The sequence below is a fragment of the Streptomyces sp. NBC_01142 genome (genome assembly GCF_026341125.1).
Classification (GTDB): Bacteria; Actinomycetota; Actinomycetes; order Streptomycetales; family Streptomycetaceae; genus Streptomyces.
The window spans coordinates 58,542-75,740 of record NZ_JAPEOR010000007.1 but is presented as its reverse complement, the minus strand read 5'-3'; the positions used below and the strand labels follow the sequence as shown (position 1 = coordinate 75,740).

The following is a 17,199-nucleotide window of genomic DNA, read 5'->3' as shown; positions in this document are numbered from 1 at the left end:
GGCGCTGCGCGCCCTCCGAGTGAACGGCCTCGCTGCGCTCGGCCTGACGGCGCGCTGTGCGCGCTTGGTCCCGGCCGCTCCGCGGCCGGGACTGCCCGGTTTCACCGGGCCAGCCCTTCGGCCTGAAGTCCCTCGCGTTGCTCGGGACTTGGCCTCGCGTTGCTCGGCTTTGATACCGGGCGCTCCGCGCCCTAGGCGGCGTGCTCCGCTCGCCGCTGGGACTTTCCGGCTTCGCCTTCAAGTCCATTAGCCCGCTGGCGCGGGCGGCTGGCTGGGTGTCAGAGGCTGGACCTGTGGGGCGGGTTGGGGCAGTGTGCCAGGGCGGGAGGTGTCGGCGGGGTGAATCTGTCGACTTCTCCGGTGTGGACCGCGGATGGACTGCCATGGTGGGAAGGGTGGTTGACGGATAGTCGGCAGCGATCCTTAGTGGAGCGTCGTGCGTGTGCTCTTGCATCATAGTGAACTGAGATAGATTCTGGAGTGAGAGCCTACTGCCTCTGCACCGGAGGCGGGCGCGGAAAGGCGGGCGGTCTCGTGACGGGTCGGCGGCGGCTTCATTCTCATCAGGTCGAGGCGGTGGACGCGGCGGTCCGCGCGCTGCAGATCTCGTCCGACGCCGAGGTGGCGGAGGAGGGGCTGCGGGTTCAGGTGATCGCGGCTACGGGAGCGGGCAAGAGTCTGATCGCTGTGTCGGTGGCTCAGGAGCTGCGTGCCGGGCGGGTGTTGGTGCTGGTGCCCACGCTCGACCTGCTGGCGCAGATGGCTGCGGTGTGGCGTGAGAGCGGGCGTGGCGGGGCGATGGTCGGCGTGTGCTCGTTGCGCGGTGATGAGGCGGTGGGGCTGCGGTGCACCACGGACGCGGGTGAGTTGAGTGCGTGGCTTGAGGGCCGGGAGCGGGTGACGGTATTCGCCACGTATGCGGCGCTGGGGCTCGGGGTGCTGGAGCGGGCGCATGCGCAGGGTGTGGGCGGGTGGGACCTGGTGGTGGTGGACGAGGCGCATCGGACGTCGGGTGCGGCGGGCAAGGCGTGGGGGGCGGTTCATGACAACGGGAAGGTGCCGGCGCTTCGGCGGGTGTACATGACGGCCACGCCGCGGTTGTGGGAGGTGCCGGAGGCGGACGGGCAGCAGGGCGTGGGGCGGGAGTCGGCCCGGGTGGTCGCGTCGATGGATGACGAGGCGATCTTCGGTCCGGTGGTGTACCGGTTGTCGCTGTCGGATGCGATCGACCGGGGCATCGTGGCGCCGTACCAGGTCGTGTGTGTGGACATCGAGGACCCGCAGCTGCAGGCCGTGCAGCTGCTGGGCGGGCAGGCGCGCACGGATGCGGTGCGCGGGGCGCGGCTGGCCGCCTTGCAGACGGCCGTGCTGAAAACAGCGGCCGAGCAGCGGCTTGCGCGGCTGCTGACCTTTCACTACCGCACGAGTGAGGCGGAGGCCTTCGCGAGCGGTCTGCCGGCGGTGGCGAAGGCGTTGTGGGCGAGCGACCGGGAGCTGTACCCCGAGCCGGGGACGGTGTGGGCGGAGTGGCTGTACGGGGAGCACAAGCCGCTGCACCGTCGGCGGGTCCTGGAGGAATTCTCCAGCGGCACAACGGCAGAAGGGGCGGTGATCGAGCGGGCGGTACTGGCGTCGGTGCGGGTGCTGGGCGAGGGCGTCGACACCAAGAACTGCGACGCGGTGGTGTTCGCGGACGTGCGCGGCTCCACGGTCGACATCGTGCAGGCCGTGGGGCGGGCGCTGCGGATGCAGCCCGGGGAGGGCAAGACTGCCTCGCTGGTGGTGCCGGTGTTCCTCGGTCCGGGCGAGGAGCCGGACGAGATGCTCGCCTCGCGTGCATACGGGGAGCTGGTCAAGGTTTTGACCGCGCTGCGCGCGCACGACACCGAGGCGGTGGAGCAGCTGGCCGCTCCGCAGGCCGCCAGCCGGCGGGGGCCGGAGAGTGCAGCGGGGCCGGGCGGGGCCGTCAGCGGGCCAGCGCAGGGGCTGCTGACGTTCTCCACGCCGCGGGACCCAGCAGCCCTGGCGGCGTTCATCAGCCTGCGGGTGCTCAAGCCGGAGACGCAGTTCTGGCGGCGCGGGCTGCAGGCCGCGCTCGCCTACCGTGGTGATCACGGCGACCTGCGGGTGCCGTACGGGCACCGCTCCCCCGACGGGTTCCCACTCGGGGTGTGGATCGCCGAGCAGCGGCGCGCGTACGCCCGCGGCGGCCTGGAGGACGAGCGGGTTCGCCAACTCGACGAGCTCGGCATGATCTGGAGCCACCGCGATGTCGCGTTCGACGAAGGCCTCGCCGCCGCCCGCGCCTGGGCCCGCGAGCACGGACACCTGCTCGCCCCCACTGACGCCGTGTGGCAGGCGTACCCGGTCGGGGTGTGGCTGAAGAACCAGCGCGCCGCCGCCCGCCGCGCAGACGAACAGCGGCGGCACCGGCAGATGGCGGGAGGCGAACCCTCTGCTGGTGGCGGGCAGTTGAGCCGGGAACGGCGGCGGGCCCTGGACGCCATCGACCCGGCCTGGTGCCCCGCCTGGTCGGTCGCCTGGCAGCGCTGCTTCCGCCTCGCCCGCACCCACCACACGGGTGGCAGTCCGCTGCCCGAGGAGTCCGGGGAGCTCGTCGTTCAGGGCGAAGACCTCGGCCGGTGGGCCAGAGGGCAGAGAGAAGAATGGGACACCCTCCTCCCGGCGCAGCAGTGGCTGCTCCGTGAAGTCCTCGGCCTCACCCCGCTCCCCCAGCAGCCGGCCGCGGCCCTGCGGCGCAGCCGTGCCGAGATGTGGGCCGCCAGCCTGGCCGCCGCCCGCCAGTACCAGCAGCGCGAAGGACACCTCGACGTACCGCGGGGTCACACCGAGACCGTCGACGGCATCCAGTACGCCCTCGGCGTGTTCATCGCCAACAACCGCTCCCGCCGCGCGAAGCTTGCCCCCGAACGGATCGAGGAGCTGACCGATCTCGGGATGCGCTGGTCGTGAACCCTCCACCAGATACACGGAGGGCCGGGTGTTCGTCCGGTGGGTGGAGGACGCGTCGGGAGTCCCGTTCCTGAAGGGCGGAGCTCGTGCGGGGGGGGCGACTTGCGCTCGCTCGCCTGTACCCCAGGTCTGCTGGTCATAGCGGTGCGTCTGTCTCCGCCGGTCCTGGGCGCTGGCGTCAGTGGCCTGTGGATGAGGGCTACTCGTTCTTGCGTGTTCCCTGGCGCGCAGGGGGAGTTGCAGCTGTCATAAGCATCGTGGCTTTCTGCCCCGGCGCTTCAACTCCGGTGGCAGCCCCGGCAAAGGCAAGGAGCCGCTGACTGCACTGGTCCAAAAGACAGTCGAATACCGAACGTCAGTTCCCTCGATTTCAGAGGTGCCGGGCAAATATTGTTGCCTTTTGCAGAACAGGGACCCAATGCGCCTCAAGGTGTGCATCTTTGTGAGCAGGTTCTTCTGAGCCGTGCAGCGCGGCAAGGTGAGAGGAGGCTGGCCATTTCTGCATTCCAGGAGTTGCTCGGGCTCGGGGAGATAGGTCCTGAGTGTCTGCAGCTGGTCAGCAAGCTGGTGAGGGAGGAAGCGCGCAAGTTGCCTGCGCTCGCCCCGCCAGGAGGATCGCAGCCGGCGGATCTGGAGGATCTCGTTGGAGATTTCCTCGTTGAGAAAGGCCTGGCGGTGACGACAAACCTGCTGGCGCTGGCCAGTGATGACGCGTCGGTGGGTCGGCTGCTCCGCACCTCGATTCGGCACTGGCTGATCGACAAGAGCCGAAAGAGCGGAATCGTCGCCCTGGGACGCAGCCTGAGCAAAGTGCTGGAGTCTGAGGCGGCCTTCGAGCAAGTGCCGGATCAGCAGCCTGGCGGCGGCAGATGGCGTCTGGCCGGCAGCGGCGCATCCCCTTGGTCGGGCGCGACCTCAAGGCTGGTGGAGGCTGCGCGTGCTGTGCCGAATGTGCGGGTCCCGCGGTGGTCGAGCGACACGCGACGGGCTCCTGTGGCGGACCGTGCGTCCATCGTTGCGCTCTTGCGCGCGGTGCTCACCGCTGCCGATGGCTCGTTGGAGGTATCACAGCTGTGCGAGATATTCGCCGAACGCTTCCCTGCCGTGCTTGATCCCGTGGTCGTCCCGTTGGAGGCAGGGGCAGCACACGAGCCTGCGGCCCTCGCTCCCTCCCCGGAAGAGGCCGTACTGGCGGAAGACGCGGAGTTCGACGCAGCAGTGACGGCTGCGGAGGTCGTTGGGATGCTGAGCCCGCAGGAGCAGCGGATGGTGCCGCTCCTGGCTGAACCTCAGCGTATTCAGGAACTGCTCGCCTGCGGCCGCAGCCAGGCGTATCACCAGGCCAAACGCCTGAGGGAGAAGCTGGCACAGTTCACCGGAGGGCTCGACGACGCCCACGTCGCAGCTCGGGAGGTGATTCGGCTGTGCGGTGCTCCTTCGGAGACGTGACATGTGCCGACACCGGACACTCGATGAGTTGTGGCGTCAGTCTGTGGTGTAGACCTTCTCGATCACGGGGTGCGGGAGGAGATCATGGGTGATCATCAAGTGTCGCAGCGTTTGCTCGATATGGCTCGAGCGGCGCGAGGGCCTCGTACTCTGTCCGAGGGGGCGTTGCGCAGCCGGTTCGGCGACCCCGACAAGGTAGAGGTGGCCGTCGGCCAGGTGTGGCGGGCACGCTGGGAGGACGTCAGCGTTCTGTTGCTGCTTCTGGCAGTCGATGCACGTGAGGTCCACGCTGTCCCGGTGACCATCGACCCGTCCGGTGAGGACGAGCGTGCGCTGGTGGTGGACGCGGCGCAGACCGCCTTCGGGGTCGAGGTGACGGCGTGGGTGAGCCTTGCCGACCGCGTTGGGCTTGGCGTCCTGGATCGCCCCCTGGATGCGTGGGGAGATGGCATGGTGCAGTGGGTCCAGCAGGCGGTACGGGGGAAGCCCGGTCCTGCCCCTGCCGGCACGCGCGCGGGCCGAGCGGTCTCGTCGGCTTTCGACCCGAGCGCCGACGTGCGAGCGGCTCTCGCCGACGATCTCGCTCGTCTGCAGCAGGCCCCGCGTCTGCCGGTGCAGGAGACCGGACGGGCTGTTCAGGGCCAGGGTCTGGCTGCGCTGCTCAAGGGTCAGCCGCCGGACCTGGCACTCCTTATGCAGGTGCTGGGCATGTCGCAGGCGGAGGTGATGGACCTGCTGCGGGGCAAGGTGCCACTGCGCCCCGATCAGGTCGATGCTTTGGCCGAGGCCACAGGGATCGAGGCGACGAAGATTGCCGGCGCGGTCCGTCCCCTGCCGCTCGATCTTGTCTCGGAGGCGGAGCATCCTCGGCTACGCCCTGTATGGATCCGCCGTGCGCAGCAACTGAAGGTCAGCGAAGCGCAGGCGCGCATGACGGACGCGTATGGCGCCTTCGCTCTCGCCGCCCGGGAGACCGGTGGGCAGACCAACTGGGGTACCCGGCTACGCCACTATGTACGCGACCAGGAGCGCGCAGGAGACGACTCGTGATCCGAGGCAGGTTCGCAGCGGAAGCGCCGAAGCAGGCCGAGGCCATGTTGGGAGTTCTATTGCAGCGGCACCCCGGCACTCTGCCCGGGCTGCAGCAAGACCCGCTGGACGAGCTGGACCGCTGGAGTGAGGTTCAGGTATCGCTGGAACCGGAAAGCGGCGAGAGCGGCCGGTGTTCCGTCGCTGGCAGCTATCAACACCAGACCCGACCACCGACACTCGTCGTCGGCACGGCACGTTCCCGTCGACGCCGCGGCTTCACTGCTCTGCACGAACTAGGGCATCACCTGCAGAAGACCGACACCGGGCTGGGCAATAATCTCTTCGCCCGGCAGGACTCCGAGGCCTTCGAGGAAGCAGCCTGCGATGCCTTCGCCGCCCGCATCCTCCTGCCCGACCTACACATAGCTGAGTCGGTACGCAGAAGCGGCCCCACCGCCCCGGACGCCGTGGAGATGTTCCAGGCGTCCCGGGCGTCCCGGGAAGCATGCTGCGTGCGAGCCTCGCAGTACTTGCCCGGCGGAGGCGCCGTCGTCCTGCTGGACGCTGCAGGCACCGTCCTGTTCGCCGCGGCGTCCGGCCTGATCCCGCCGGCGCGAGGTACCGATCAGTCGACAACCCCTCTGATTGCCGCGGCTCTTCAAACAGCCGGTACCAGCCAGCGAGACAGAACCTACGTACTGTGGCGCTCCGGCGACCGCAGCGATCTGCTGTACGGGCAAGCCGCCTGGTTCGACGAGGAGTACCTGGTCGCGGTGCTCGCCGAGGACAACGTGCCCTGGCGTAAGTTGACCGCTCCACGCCCCGAGTCGGGGACGTCCCGCTACAGGTCGTGGTGGACGTGTGAGACCTGCCAGGAGGAGTTCCGAGTCATCGAGGCGGGCTGCCCGGAGTGCGGCCAGCCCCGCTGCGAAGAAGGCCACTGCGGCTGCAGAGCGGCGCACGCTCAGCAGGACCGCACCTGCGACGAGTGCCGGCTTGTGCTGGCCCCGGCCCGGTTCGCGGGGGCCAGCACCAGCTGCCGCGACTGCTCGTAATCGGGCATCGGACCGCTTCCTCTGTTCGGGGACAGCACGCCGCGTACGACAGGACCGGACGATTTCGGCGATGGGACGTCAGAGAAGGGTGAGCCGCCAAGAGGCGGCTTCGCCTGGTGAGCCAGGCAGCGATCCGGGCGCCAGGCGCCCGCAACAGCGAACGGGAGCACCTCTCATGGGGCACACCGACGACATCCTCAACGACATCCGCGGCCAGATCGACGCCCAGCCTGAACCGCTCGAAGAAGCACGCCGCAGGCTAGGCCTCGTCCGTTCCATCGCCGACAGGTTCCCTGGTGCACGGCGGACCTACGCCAGCGGGTCGCTGGCCCAGCACACCTTCATCCACCCGGTCAGCGACGGCGACGGCGGCGTCGTCCTCAACCGTCGCTTCTATCCCGAACTCGGCCCGGACGGTGATGGCGAGACACCGTCTCGGATCACCACCGAGCTGTGCGCTCTGCTCGGTCCGGAAGTCCGCAAGCTGTACCCGGGGGCCCGTTGTGGCACCTCCAAGCGGGGCCCCAAGCTCTCCTTCGCCCAGCCGGTGAACGAACAGGACCCGACGGTGGACCTGGTCGTGGCGCTGACCAGAAGAGAGGCCTCGGGGCTGTGGATCCCGAACCTGGAGACCAACACATGGGAGGCGTCCGATCCCGAAAAGCACGTCGACCTGTTCACATCGGGCAGCGAGTCAGTCAAGCGGACCCGGCGGCGCGTGGTGCGACTACTGAAGGCGTGGAACAAGCAGTGGGCCGAGCCAGGCTTCTCGTCCCACAACCTCACTGTGTGGGCCTGGGAGTTCATCAACCCTGGCGTGGGAATGGCCACCGCGCTGAGCACAGTGTTCAGCTGTGCTGCGGCCCGCGTGAGCTCCGGAGCAGCCACCTACGATCCCGCCGGTGTGTCGCCGAACGTACGCCTGCTCGTCTCTCGCTCCAGGGCAGAAAGGCGACTGCGCGGCGCCGCTGACGGGCTGGCCGAGGCTCTCGAGCACGACGACGACCTGGACACCGTCCTGAAGGCGCTGTCCAAGGTCTACCGCAGCTACCTTGCGTCACCTCCGGGGCTTGCGGGCAAGATCGCCCCGATGCGGGACGCCGTCCCCCTCTCGATCGGCATGGTGGGCCTCGCGGGCCCGGCTGCCGCCATCCCAGGCACGCGTGCCTACGGAGACGAGGACAGCACACAGTGAAGCGCAGGCCGGCCTGGCGGCAGCCTGCCTGGTACACCAGGCCGGCCCCGCGCATCCTCTTCCAGCGGCAGCTCGCCGCCTACGGACAGCAAGTTCAGGCCGTGCGGCCGCCCCGGCGTCACCGTGGCGGCTTCGCGCTCCGGGTGGATCTAAAGCTTGAAGACCTCCCTCCGCAGACGATCACCATCGTGTTCGGGCGCGGGGCCCCTGAGGTACCGCAGGTGTTCACCGACGGACCGTCGGATTCCCCGCACCGCTACCGGGACGGCTCGCTGTGCATGTGGTATCCCTACGACCCCGCCGAGCAGCGTTGGACATTCATGAACGGTCCCGCCGCACTGCTGGGGCTGGTCGTAGCGCACCTGCTACGCGAAGAATGGTGGCGGTGCACGGACGAGTGGCCGGGACCGGAGGCACCCCACTGAACCACGGTGAGCAGACCCGCCGAACGAACTCGGAGGCCGCATGCTCCTCACCCCGACCGCGGTTCCCTCCCCTGCCCCCAGTACCGCCGCGACGACCAGCCCGCCTGCGGCGCCCGTCCCCGAGCAAGGCAGCGGGGCAGGAGTCCTGACTGCCACCGTCCTGTCCGGAGTCTTCCTGGCCGCGCTGATTGCGGCCGCCATCAACATCTGGCAGGCCCGGCGCAAGTCCAGGGAGGAGGAACGGAACCGGTTGTCCACGGCCTTCGCCGAGGCCTTCGCCACCTACAGCGCCTACAACCAACTTCCCTACGCCATACGCCGACGCCGCCAAGACCAGACCGCTGAAGAACGCATACGGCTGTCCGAGACCCTGCGGGAGATCCAGACCAAACTCGCCTACCACCAGGCCTGGACGGAAGTCGAAGCCCCGGCCGTCGGGAAGGCGTACGCAGAGCTGCTTCAGCACATGCGCCAGACATCGGGCCGCGCCATGCACGATGCGTGGAAGGCGCCCGCCATCACTTCCGACGATGCCATGAACATCCCGCCCACCGTGATCGACCTGAGCCCGCTGAAACCGTACGAGCAGGCCTACCTCGACGCTGTCCGGACTCATCTGGACGCCCTCACCCCCTGGTGGGGTCGCTAGCCGACCCGGTCGGCGCCGCAACTGCCCTTCGCAACGTCAGCTATGCGGCTTGGTCAGCGTTCGGGCCCGAGGCAGGACAATAGACATCAAGATCGTTTCATCGGAGTCCGGGTCATCTCCTTGGTTAGTCCATCCGCATTTCGTCCAGAAGCCCTCGGATCCGCGACCGGCGTCGATCTCCTTCTTTTCGACGTGCAGGATCGCCAGGGTGTGCTCCTGGCTCTCCAGTTCCCTGAGTAGGCCGGTCCTGAAGGGCCCGACCGATTCCTTTGCCCTCCATCGCGGAGTGGACCACCTGGTACGCGATTTCCGCGTCGGCGTACCGTTCTCCGATCTTGCTGCGCTGATGCATTCGGCCGCGGTCTGAAGTCCACAGCTACGGCCACTGCACAGGGAAGGCCGTCCAGACACGCGAGCAGTACCCGGCAATCTTTCCCTCTGCCGCTTTCGCTGAGCCAGTCCTCGACTGTGCAGTTGGGGATGTCCCATTTGCGGGCGAGGATTTCACGATCGCCTCGGTGTCACTCGGGCGAGCAGCGCGTATCTCTGGCTTGATCACGGTTCCACGCCTCATTAAGTCTGTTTCTCCCGGTGTCCGTACTGCCTTGCGCAAGGCTGTCGAGGATGCTGGCAAGGCATCGCCGAGCCTGGAAAAGAAGGGCGCCTCAGCTCTCAAAGCTGTCGGGTACAAGACGGAACGCCATGGGCTGCTCCTCCGCGAGCGGATCAGCAGAAGCAACGACGACTGACCGGAACCCGGTCCCCTCTCGGCGGCCGTGCGGCGGAGCGCGGCTGCAAGGAAGCATCGTGGGCCGCCTGGGGTACAACGGAGGGTAGCCGTCCCGGGCTACCGAGCGTCAGCGTTTCCCCTGTCTGCAGCCGCTTTGGAACGTGCTGCTCCTGTGCGGTATACCACCGCGCATCGTCCACCACACGCACACCGGCGGATGCCCCGCCGTCCCGCTCCGCGGGGGGCAGGACGTCGTGGTGCAGCCGTACTGATCCGGCAGGCAAGGGGCAGCCGAGCAAGCCCAGACCATAGGATCGGGCTCTGCCAAGAAGGGGACAAATCTGTGGTGATGTCATCGCCGGACGCGCTCGAGGTCGGTCAGTTGGTCCGGGTGCGTGGGCAGCAGTGGGTGGTGTCACAGCTGGACCGCAGCCGTCAGCCCGAGGACCAGTTGGCGGCCACGACGCCGCCTGGACGCACGCTTGTGACGCTGAACAGCGTCAGCGATGACAACCTGGGGGAAGAGCTCACCCTGGTGTGGGAAGTCGAACCGGGCCGCGAGGTCGTTCCCGCAACCCAGCTCCCCGCGGTGACGGAGGCTGGCTGGGACGACCCGCAGCGCCTCGGCGCGTTCCTGGACGCGGTGCGTTGGGGCACCGTCGCCAGCGCGGATACCCGAACTCTGCAGTCCCCGTTCCGGTCCGGCATCACCATCGAGGAGTATCAACTCGAGCCCGTCGCCAGGGCCCTGACGATGCCCCGGGTGAATCTGCTGATCGCCGACGACGTCGGTCTGGGCAAGACCATCGAAGCTGGCCTGATCGTCCAGGAGCTGCTGCTGCGCCACCGCGCTCGCCGGGTGCTGGTGGTGTGCCCAGCGCCGCTGACCTTGAAATGGCGCGAGGAGATGGCGGAGAAGTTCGGCCTGGACTTCGTCATCCTCGACGCGGCGGCGCTGCGTGAGCTGCGCCGCACGCATGGCCTGGAGGCCAACCCGTTCACGGTCCATCCTCGGGCGATCATCAGCCTGCCGTGGCTGCGCACACCTCGCGTGCAGCGGCTGCTGGACGAGGTCCTCACGCCCGAGACCCGCCACCCTGGGTTTTTCGACTTGCTGATCGTGGACGAGGCGCACCACTGCGCCCCGCCTGCGCCCCCACGCGGCCGCGGCTACGCCGTGGACAGCCTGCAGACCCGGGCCGTGCGGCGACTCGGCGAGCACAGCCAGCACCGCCTGTTCCTGAGCGCGACGCCGCACAATGGCTACAGCGAGTCCTGGTGGGCGCTACTGGCGATGTTGGACCCGCAGCGATTTACGCCGGGTACGGAGCCCGACGAGCAGATGCTCGAGCAGGTCATGGTCCGGCGGCTGAAGAGCAACGTGCTGGACGCCGAGGGAGAGCCGGTGTTCCCGGCCCGGACGCACCGTGCCGTCGAGGTGACATACACCGCGGATGAGCGGAGGATCCACGCTTTGCTGGAGGCGTACGCCGACCGGCGTCGCCGTACCCCTGGTGCGACTGCGGTGCGCGCGAACGACCTGGTCACGCTGTTGCTGAAGAAGCGGCTGTTCTCCTCCCCGGCCGCGTTCGCGCGCACGCTGGCCACCCATGCGGCGAGCACCAATAAGGCGGGCGGCAGCGGCCTGGACGCAGAGCTGCCCGCCTGGCTGGACGAGGCCCTGGGCTGGGACGACGAGATCGAGGACGTGCCCGAGGAAAGCCCGGAGGCGTCTGCGGCCGGGTCCGCCAGTGTGCAGGGTTCACTTGATGAGCACCTGCACGACCTCGTGAGCCGCGCTGCCGAGGTCGGTGCCGGCGCTGACCCGCAGGACGCGGACCTGTTGGAGGAGATGCTTGCCTGGGCGGAGCGCCACGGGGAGCACTCCGACAGCAAGGCGAACGCGCTGGTGGCCGAGCTTGAGGCGATCTGCCGGCCCGGTGGCGAGTGGAATGACAAGCGGGTCATCGTCTTCACCGAGTACCGCGACACCCAGCGGTGGCTCTCAGAGCTGCTGAACTCCCGCGGGCTGGGCGGCGAGCGGACGGGTCTGCTCTACGGAGGTATGGACACGGCCAAGCGCGAGCACCTCAAGGCGGCTTTCCAGGCGGACCCGCGGCGCGACAAAGTCCGCATCCTGCTGGCCACGGACACTGCCAGCGAGGGTATCGACCTGCAGCGGCACTGCCACCGGGTCATCCACTATGACGTCCCGTTCAACCCCAACCGGCTCGAGCAGCGCATCGGCCGCGTGGACCGGCGCGGTCAGCGCCACGAGGTCGAGGTGGTGCACTTCGTCGGCGCCGGCTGGCAGCAGGCACAGGTGAACTCCTACGAGGCCGACCTGGAGTTCCTCAGCCGCGTCGCAGTGAAGGTCGCGACCGAGCGCAAGGACTTGGGCAGCGTCAACCCGGTGCTAGCACACGCGATTGAGTCCCGGATGCTGGGTCGGCCTGTCCTGGTCGACCCGCTGGCGGTGGCCCCGAGCCCGTCTGCCGTGGCCCTCAAAGGCGAGCACGACCTGCGCGAACAGGCGCGCCGGTTGCGGCTCCAGCTGGAACAGAGCGTGGAGCGGCTGCACATCGGGCCGCACAACGTCCGCCGGGTCGTGGACACTGCGCTGGATCTGGCCGACCAGCCGCCGCTGGCCGATCGCGGCAACGGCGAGGTCGCCCCACCTGTGCTGCACGCTGGCTGGGAGCGCACCGTGCTGGGCCTGGCCGACCCGCTCAGCGGCGTCATGCGTCCGCTCTCCTTCGACCAGGCCGTTGTGGGTGACCGCGACGATGTCGTCCTCGCCCACCTCGAACATCCCCTCGTCGCCCAGAGCGTGCGCCTGCTGCGCAGCGCGGTCTGGGGTGGGCGGACCTCGCTCAACCGGGTGGCCGCGGTCAGCGCTGTGCTGCCTGAGCAGGCTCGCATCGACGGACTGTTGGTGGCGGTCTTCTCGCGCCTGGTGGTCGTGGGCAGGGACGGCACCCGGCTGCACGAGGAGGTCGTCCTGACGGGCCGGGAGATCCCCGCCTCGGGGCGCTCACGCCGTCTGGAGCTGGAGCAGCCCCGGTACGCTGACCTGAGAGACGCGGTGGAGCGGGCGCTGGAGCCTGACGCGTGTCGCCCGGCACCACCTGAGGCCAGGTCGACCCTGGCCGGTCAGTGGGAAATGCTGATGCCGCGTCTGGCAGAGGACGTGCGTGTCCGCGCCGCTGAGCGTCTGGCCAGCATGAGCAGGAACCTGCAGAGCCGTGCCGCGGACGAGACCCGGCGGATCCACGCGATCTTCGATCAACTCCGCATCACGCTCACAGACGCCCTGGAGGGACCAGAGCCGACCCAGCTGAGCCTGGACGATCTCGAGGTAGAAGAGCGCAGGCAGCTCGACCACAACCGCAGGGCGTGGGAAGACCGTCTGGCCTCACTCGACGAGGAGCGGGAACGGGAGCTCACCGCCACTGAGGCACGGTACGGCGACGTGCGCGAGCTGGTCTTCCCGTTCGCCGTTGCCCTCATTGTCCCCGAAGTGGAGGAGGCCCGATGAGCGCCGCACGCCCTGACACCCGAGGCGCCGGCCGCCGCCCGGGCGGCATCAACGAAGATATCCGCCGCCGCCACTCCTGGCTCGAACTCCTGCAGACCTCGGGCCCGTTCCTGACCCTTCCCGTAGTGCACCGGGTCTTCCCCAACGGGCTCCCGGTCGTCCCCGCGAGCGACCGGGCACAGCTGCGGCTGGCCATCGAGGAGGTCCTGGAGAACGCTGGCGCCGACCGGCGCCGACTGGTGACGACCGTCCTGCACGACGTCCTGGACTGGCAGCACCGCCTTGTCGAGGGCAACGCCATCCCCGACTCCCTCGCCGAACCGATCCAGGAGCACGGCCTCACCGTGCGCGCGGACTTCGCATTCTTCGTCGAGAACGACGAGGACGGTGCCGCCGCCGACCCGGACGGTGACCCCAACTCGGCGGATGACGAGGACGAAGAGGACAGCAGCGCAGAGGAGACGGAGGCCCAGGGGCCCTGGCGGCTGTTCGGCATGCTGTCCCCGTGGGGCCTCCACCCGCTCACCCGCACCGCTCAGGGCGGCTGGACCGCGAGCGCGGTGGAACGCCTCGCGGTTCTTCTGCGGGCCCGGGACGTACCCATCGGCCTGACCACCGACGGCCGCTGGTGGGCCCTTGTATGGGCCCCCCGCGGCGGCACCACCGGCTGTGCCGTGTGGGACGCCAGCCTGTGGAGCACAGAACCCGACACCCTGCGCGCCTTCGTCGCCCTGCTGCAGCGCTCCCGCTTCCTCGCCGTCGCTCAGGCCGACACCCTGCCCGCACTGCTCCAAGAGAGCCTGCTGCGGCAGGAGGAGGTGACCGAAACCCTCGGCCGACAGGTCCGCGACGCCGTCGAGATGCTCGTTGGCACCATCGACCGCCTTGATGCCGACGGCGGACGGACCCTGCTCGCCGACGTGGATGACGACGAGTTCTACGCTGGCGTCGTCACCGTGATGATGCGGGTAATTTTCCTGCTCTTCGCCGAGGAACGTCGCCTGCTGCCCAGCGACGATGCCCTCTACGTCTCCGCCTACAGCGTCAGCCGCCTCGTCGACCAGCTCGAATCCCAGGCCAGCCTGCTGGGCGAGCAGGCCCTGGAACACCGCACCGGCGCCTGGCACCGCCTGCTCGCTGTCGCTCGCGCCGTCCACCAAGGCGTCGCCCACGAGGACCTGCGCATGCCCGCCTACGGCGGCAGCATGTTCCACCCCGACCGCTTCCCCTGGCTGGAGGGACGCCGCGACACCGTGACTGACCCCGGCAGCCGGGTACCCGCCGTCGACGACCGCACCGTGCTGCGGATGCTCCGCGCCGTCCAGTACGTCGAGGCTGGCGGAGAGCGCCGCCGGCTGAGCTTCCGCGCCCTCGATGTCGAACAGATCGGCTACGTCTACGAGGGCCTACTCGAACTCGAGGTCCGCACCGCCGAGGACGTCACGCTCGGCATGATCCGCCCCCCGAAGTGGCCCCGCGCCACCAAGGTCGACAGCGAGGTCGCACTGACCGACGCAACACGCATCCTCGCCGGACTCGACCGCGGCCCGAGCCTCGCAGAGTGGGCGTCAGCCCGCACCGGCTGGACGAAAGCCCGCCTCGTGACCGCCCTCGCCGCCCCCGGGGAACAGGAGCGACGGCAAGCCGTGCTGCGCGCTGTGGGCGGTGATCTCGAACTCGCCGAAGCGATCAACCCGTTCGCCGCCGTCCTGCGCTACGACGAGCGCGGCCTGCCGGCCGTTACCTTGCCCGGCGGACGCTTCGTCGCACCGAGCACCAGGCGCGCGGCCAGCGGAACCCACTACACCCCCCGCTCCCTGGCCGAGGACGTGGCCGGCAACACCCTCGAACCCCTCGTCTACCGGCCCGGCCCGCTGGAGACCGCCGACCGCAGCACCTGGCAGCTCCGGCCCTCCTCCGCGATCCTGGAACTCAAGGTCGCCGACATCGCCATGGGTTCCGGGGCCTTCCTCACCGCCGCCTGCCGCTACCTCGCCGACAGGCTCGTCGAAGCTTGGGAAACCGAAGGACGCCGCGACGCACTGGAGGCCGTACGCCGACGGGCCGGGCACAAGCTGTCCTCGGACGCCGAAATCGAACAGGTACAGGTCGAGGCACGCCGCCTGATCGCCGAGCACTGCCTGTACGGCGTCGACATAAACCCACTTGCTGTCGAAATGGCGAAACTGTCGCTGTGGCTGGTCACCATGGACCGGGAACGGCCCTTCGGGTTCCTCGACGACCGGCTCAAAGCGGGCGACAGCCTCCTCGGGCTCGGAAGCACCGACCAGCTGGAGGCGCTGCACGTTGACCCCGTCGCGGGACGAAAGCTGCACCAGGGGATGGTCCTGGACCTGACCGCAGGGGTCCGGCCACTGCTCCAGCGCGCCGCCGACCTGCGGCGGCGGATCACCGCCGCGCCCGTCGTCACCATCCGCGACGTTGAGCACAAGGTCCGGCTCCTTGCCGAGGCGGAAGAAAACAGCAGCCAGTTGCGGCTGGTCGCCGACGCGGTCACGGCCACCGGCCTGCTCGCAGCAGCTGCCCGGTCGAAGGAAGTCGACAAGCGGTTCCTGCAACTGTCCTGGGCGCTGAGCCAGGACAGGGACCAGGAAGCTTTGGCGAAAACCGTGGCCGCAGATCTGCAGGCCGGACGGCCCGAGGCCACCAGCCCGCGCGAACCGTTGCACTGGCCACTCGCGTTCCCGGAGGTCTTCGCCGACACACCGACCCCGGGGTTCGATGCGGTGATCGGCAACCCGCCGTTTCTGGGCGGCCAGAAAATTACCGGGAGTATGGGCAAGGAGTACCTGGCCTGGCTCCAGCGCTGGGACGGCGGTGGCACAAAGGGCAGCGCGGACCTCGCAGCCCGCTTCGTCCTACGGGCGCAGCGCTTGCTCGCCGCGCGCGGCCAGCTCGGCTACATCACCACCAACACCCTCGTGCAAGGTGACACCTTGGAGGTCGGACTCACCCAGGCCACAGAAAGGGGGATGACGCTCCGGCGAGGGCAGAGAAGCCACCCCTGGCCGAGCAGCAGCGCCAACCTGGAGATCGTCAACATCTGGGGCAGCCAAGCCCCGCTGTCTGGCACGAGCCTTCCGTGGCTGGACGGCGAGGAGGTCCCAGCGATCGGCGGCGATTTGGAACCCGTCGGCCGCGTGAGCGGGCGTCCCCGACGGCTCGCAGAGAACGACAGGCGCGCGTTTATCGGGTCGTACGTCCTCGGCTTGGGGTTCACGCTCGAAATCCGGCAGGCGGACGAGCTGATCCGCCAAGATCCACGCAATGCCGAGGTACTCGCTCCCTTCGTCATCGGCAAGGACCTCAACCAGCGGCCTGACTGCTCAGCCAGCAGATGGGTCATCAACTTCCGCGACTGGCCCCTCGAACGGGCCGAGCAGTACCCGGATGCGATCGACATCGTCCATCGCCTCGTCAAACCCGAACGCGATCGCAACAAGCGGGCAGCACGCCGGGAGCGCTGGTGGATCTTTGCCGAACGGGCACCGGAACTGTACGAGGAGATTCGGAAGCGCCACCACGTGTTGGCGCTGTCGAGGCATAGCAACGCAGTGCTACCCGTGCGGGTCGAGACTGACATGGTCTTTTCCGATGCCACCGTAGTCTTTGCGCTGGAGGACTTCGCGAGTCTGGCTTTCTTGTCGTCGAGTGCCCACACCATCTGGGCCATCCGCTATGGCTCCACAATTCGGCGCGACGTCCGCTATACCCCCTCTGACGTCTTCCTGACCCTCCCCCGTCCCGACTCCACTCCGGAGATGGAGCGCCTTGGCCAGCGGCTCGACGCGGAGCGTCGTGAGCTGATGCTGGGCCGTGGTTGGGGTCTGACGACGACGTACAACCACGTCCATGACCCCGACGACCGCGACCCGCAGGTGCAGGCTCTGCGGGAGCTGCATGCCGAGATCGATGCGGCGGTGCTGGCGGCGTATGGCTGGTCGGATCTGGACCTGGGGATCGGGCATCACCCAACGAAGATCGGCATGCGCTGGACGGTCAGCAAGGAGGCCCGATTCGATTTGCTGGACCTGCTGTTGGAGGAGAACCACCGGCGCGCGGCGCTGGAGGGTGGGGCGTGAGCTGCCCAGGGCTGTCGGTGCGAGAGGCTAACGTCGGGCTGATCGACAGT

9 protein-coding genes are annotated in these 17,199 nt (G+C 68.8%); all 9 read left to right on the top strand.

Annotated features, from left to right (window positions below):
• The first annotated feature begins 534 nt into the window (after positions 1-534).
• The 9 genes from OG883_RS45300 to OG883_RS45260 all read left to right on the top strand — a co-directional run bounded on the left by OG883_RS45300 (position 535) and on the right by OG883_RS45260 (position 17,149).
• Complete coding sequence (locus OG883_RS45300) at positions 535-2,973, top strand: DEAD/DEAH box helicase (protein ID WP_266554613.1); 2,439 nt, start codon at positions 535-537, stop codon at positions 2,971-2,973.
• A 390-nt stretch (positions 2,974-3,363) separates the two neighbouring features.
• Complete coding sequence (locus OG883_RS45295) at positions 3,364-4,422, top strand: hypothetical protein (protein ID WP_266554611.1); 1,059 nt, start codon at positions 3,364-3,366, stop codon at positions 4,420-4,422.
• A 69-nt stretch (positions 4,423-4,491) separates the two neighbouring features.
• Positions 4,492-5,472, top strand: coding sequence for a hypothetical protein (locus OG883_RS45290; RefSeq protein WP_266554609.1), 981 nt, complete (start codon positions 4,492-4,494; stop codon positions 5,470-5,472).
• Positions 5,469-6,509, top strand: coding sequence for an ImmA/IrrE family metallo-endopeptidase (locus OG883_RS45285; RefSeq protein ID WP_266554607.1), 1,041 nt, complete (start codon positions 5,469-5,471; stop codon positions 6,507-6,509). Before OG883_RS45290 ends, OG883_RS45285 begins: the two co-directional genes overlap by 4 nt.
• Before the next feature lie 175 nt (positions 6,510-6,684).
• Positions 6,685-7,704, top strand: coding sequence for a hypothetical protein (locus tag OG883_RS45280; protein WP_266554605.1), 1,020 nt, complete (start codon positions 6,685-6,687; stop codon positions 7,702-7,704).
• Complete coding sequence (locus tag OG883_RS45275; RefSeq protein ID WP_266554603.1) at positions 7,701-8,129, top strand: hypothetical protein; 429 nt, start codon at positions 7,701-7,703, stop codon at positions 8,127-8,129. Before OG883_RS45280 ends, OG883_RS45275 begins: the two co-directional genes overlap by 4 nt.
• 40 nt (positions 8,130-8,169) lie before the next feature.
• Positions 8,170-8,778, top strand: coding sequence for a hypothetical protein (locus OG883_RS45270; protein ID WP_266554601.1), 609 nt, complete (start codon positions 8,170-8,172; stop codon positions 8,776-8,778).
• Positions 8,779-9,857: 1,079 nt separating this feature from the next.
• Entirely contained in the window at positions 9,858-13,046 is a 3,189-nt protein-coding gene (gene drmD / locus OG883_RS45265) for a DISARM system SNF2-like helicase DrmD (protein WP_266554617.1), read from the top strand.
• A complete protein-coding gene (locus tag OG883_RS45260) occupies positions 13,043-17,149 on the top strand; it encodes a type IIL restriction-modification enzyme MmeI (protein WP_266554599.1) in 4,107 nt (1,368 codons plus the stop codon). The genes drmD and OG883_RS45260 overlap by 4 nt, the downstream gene beginning before the upstream one ends.
• Positions 17,150-17,199 lie beyond the last annotated feature (50 nt).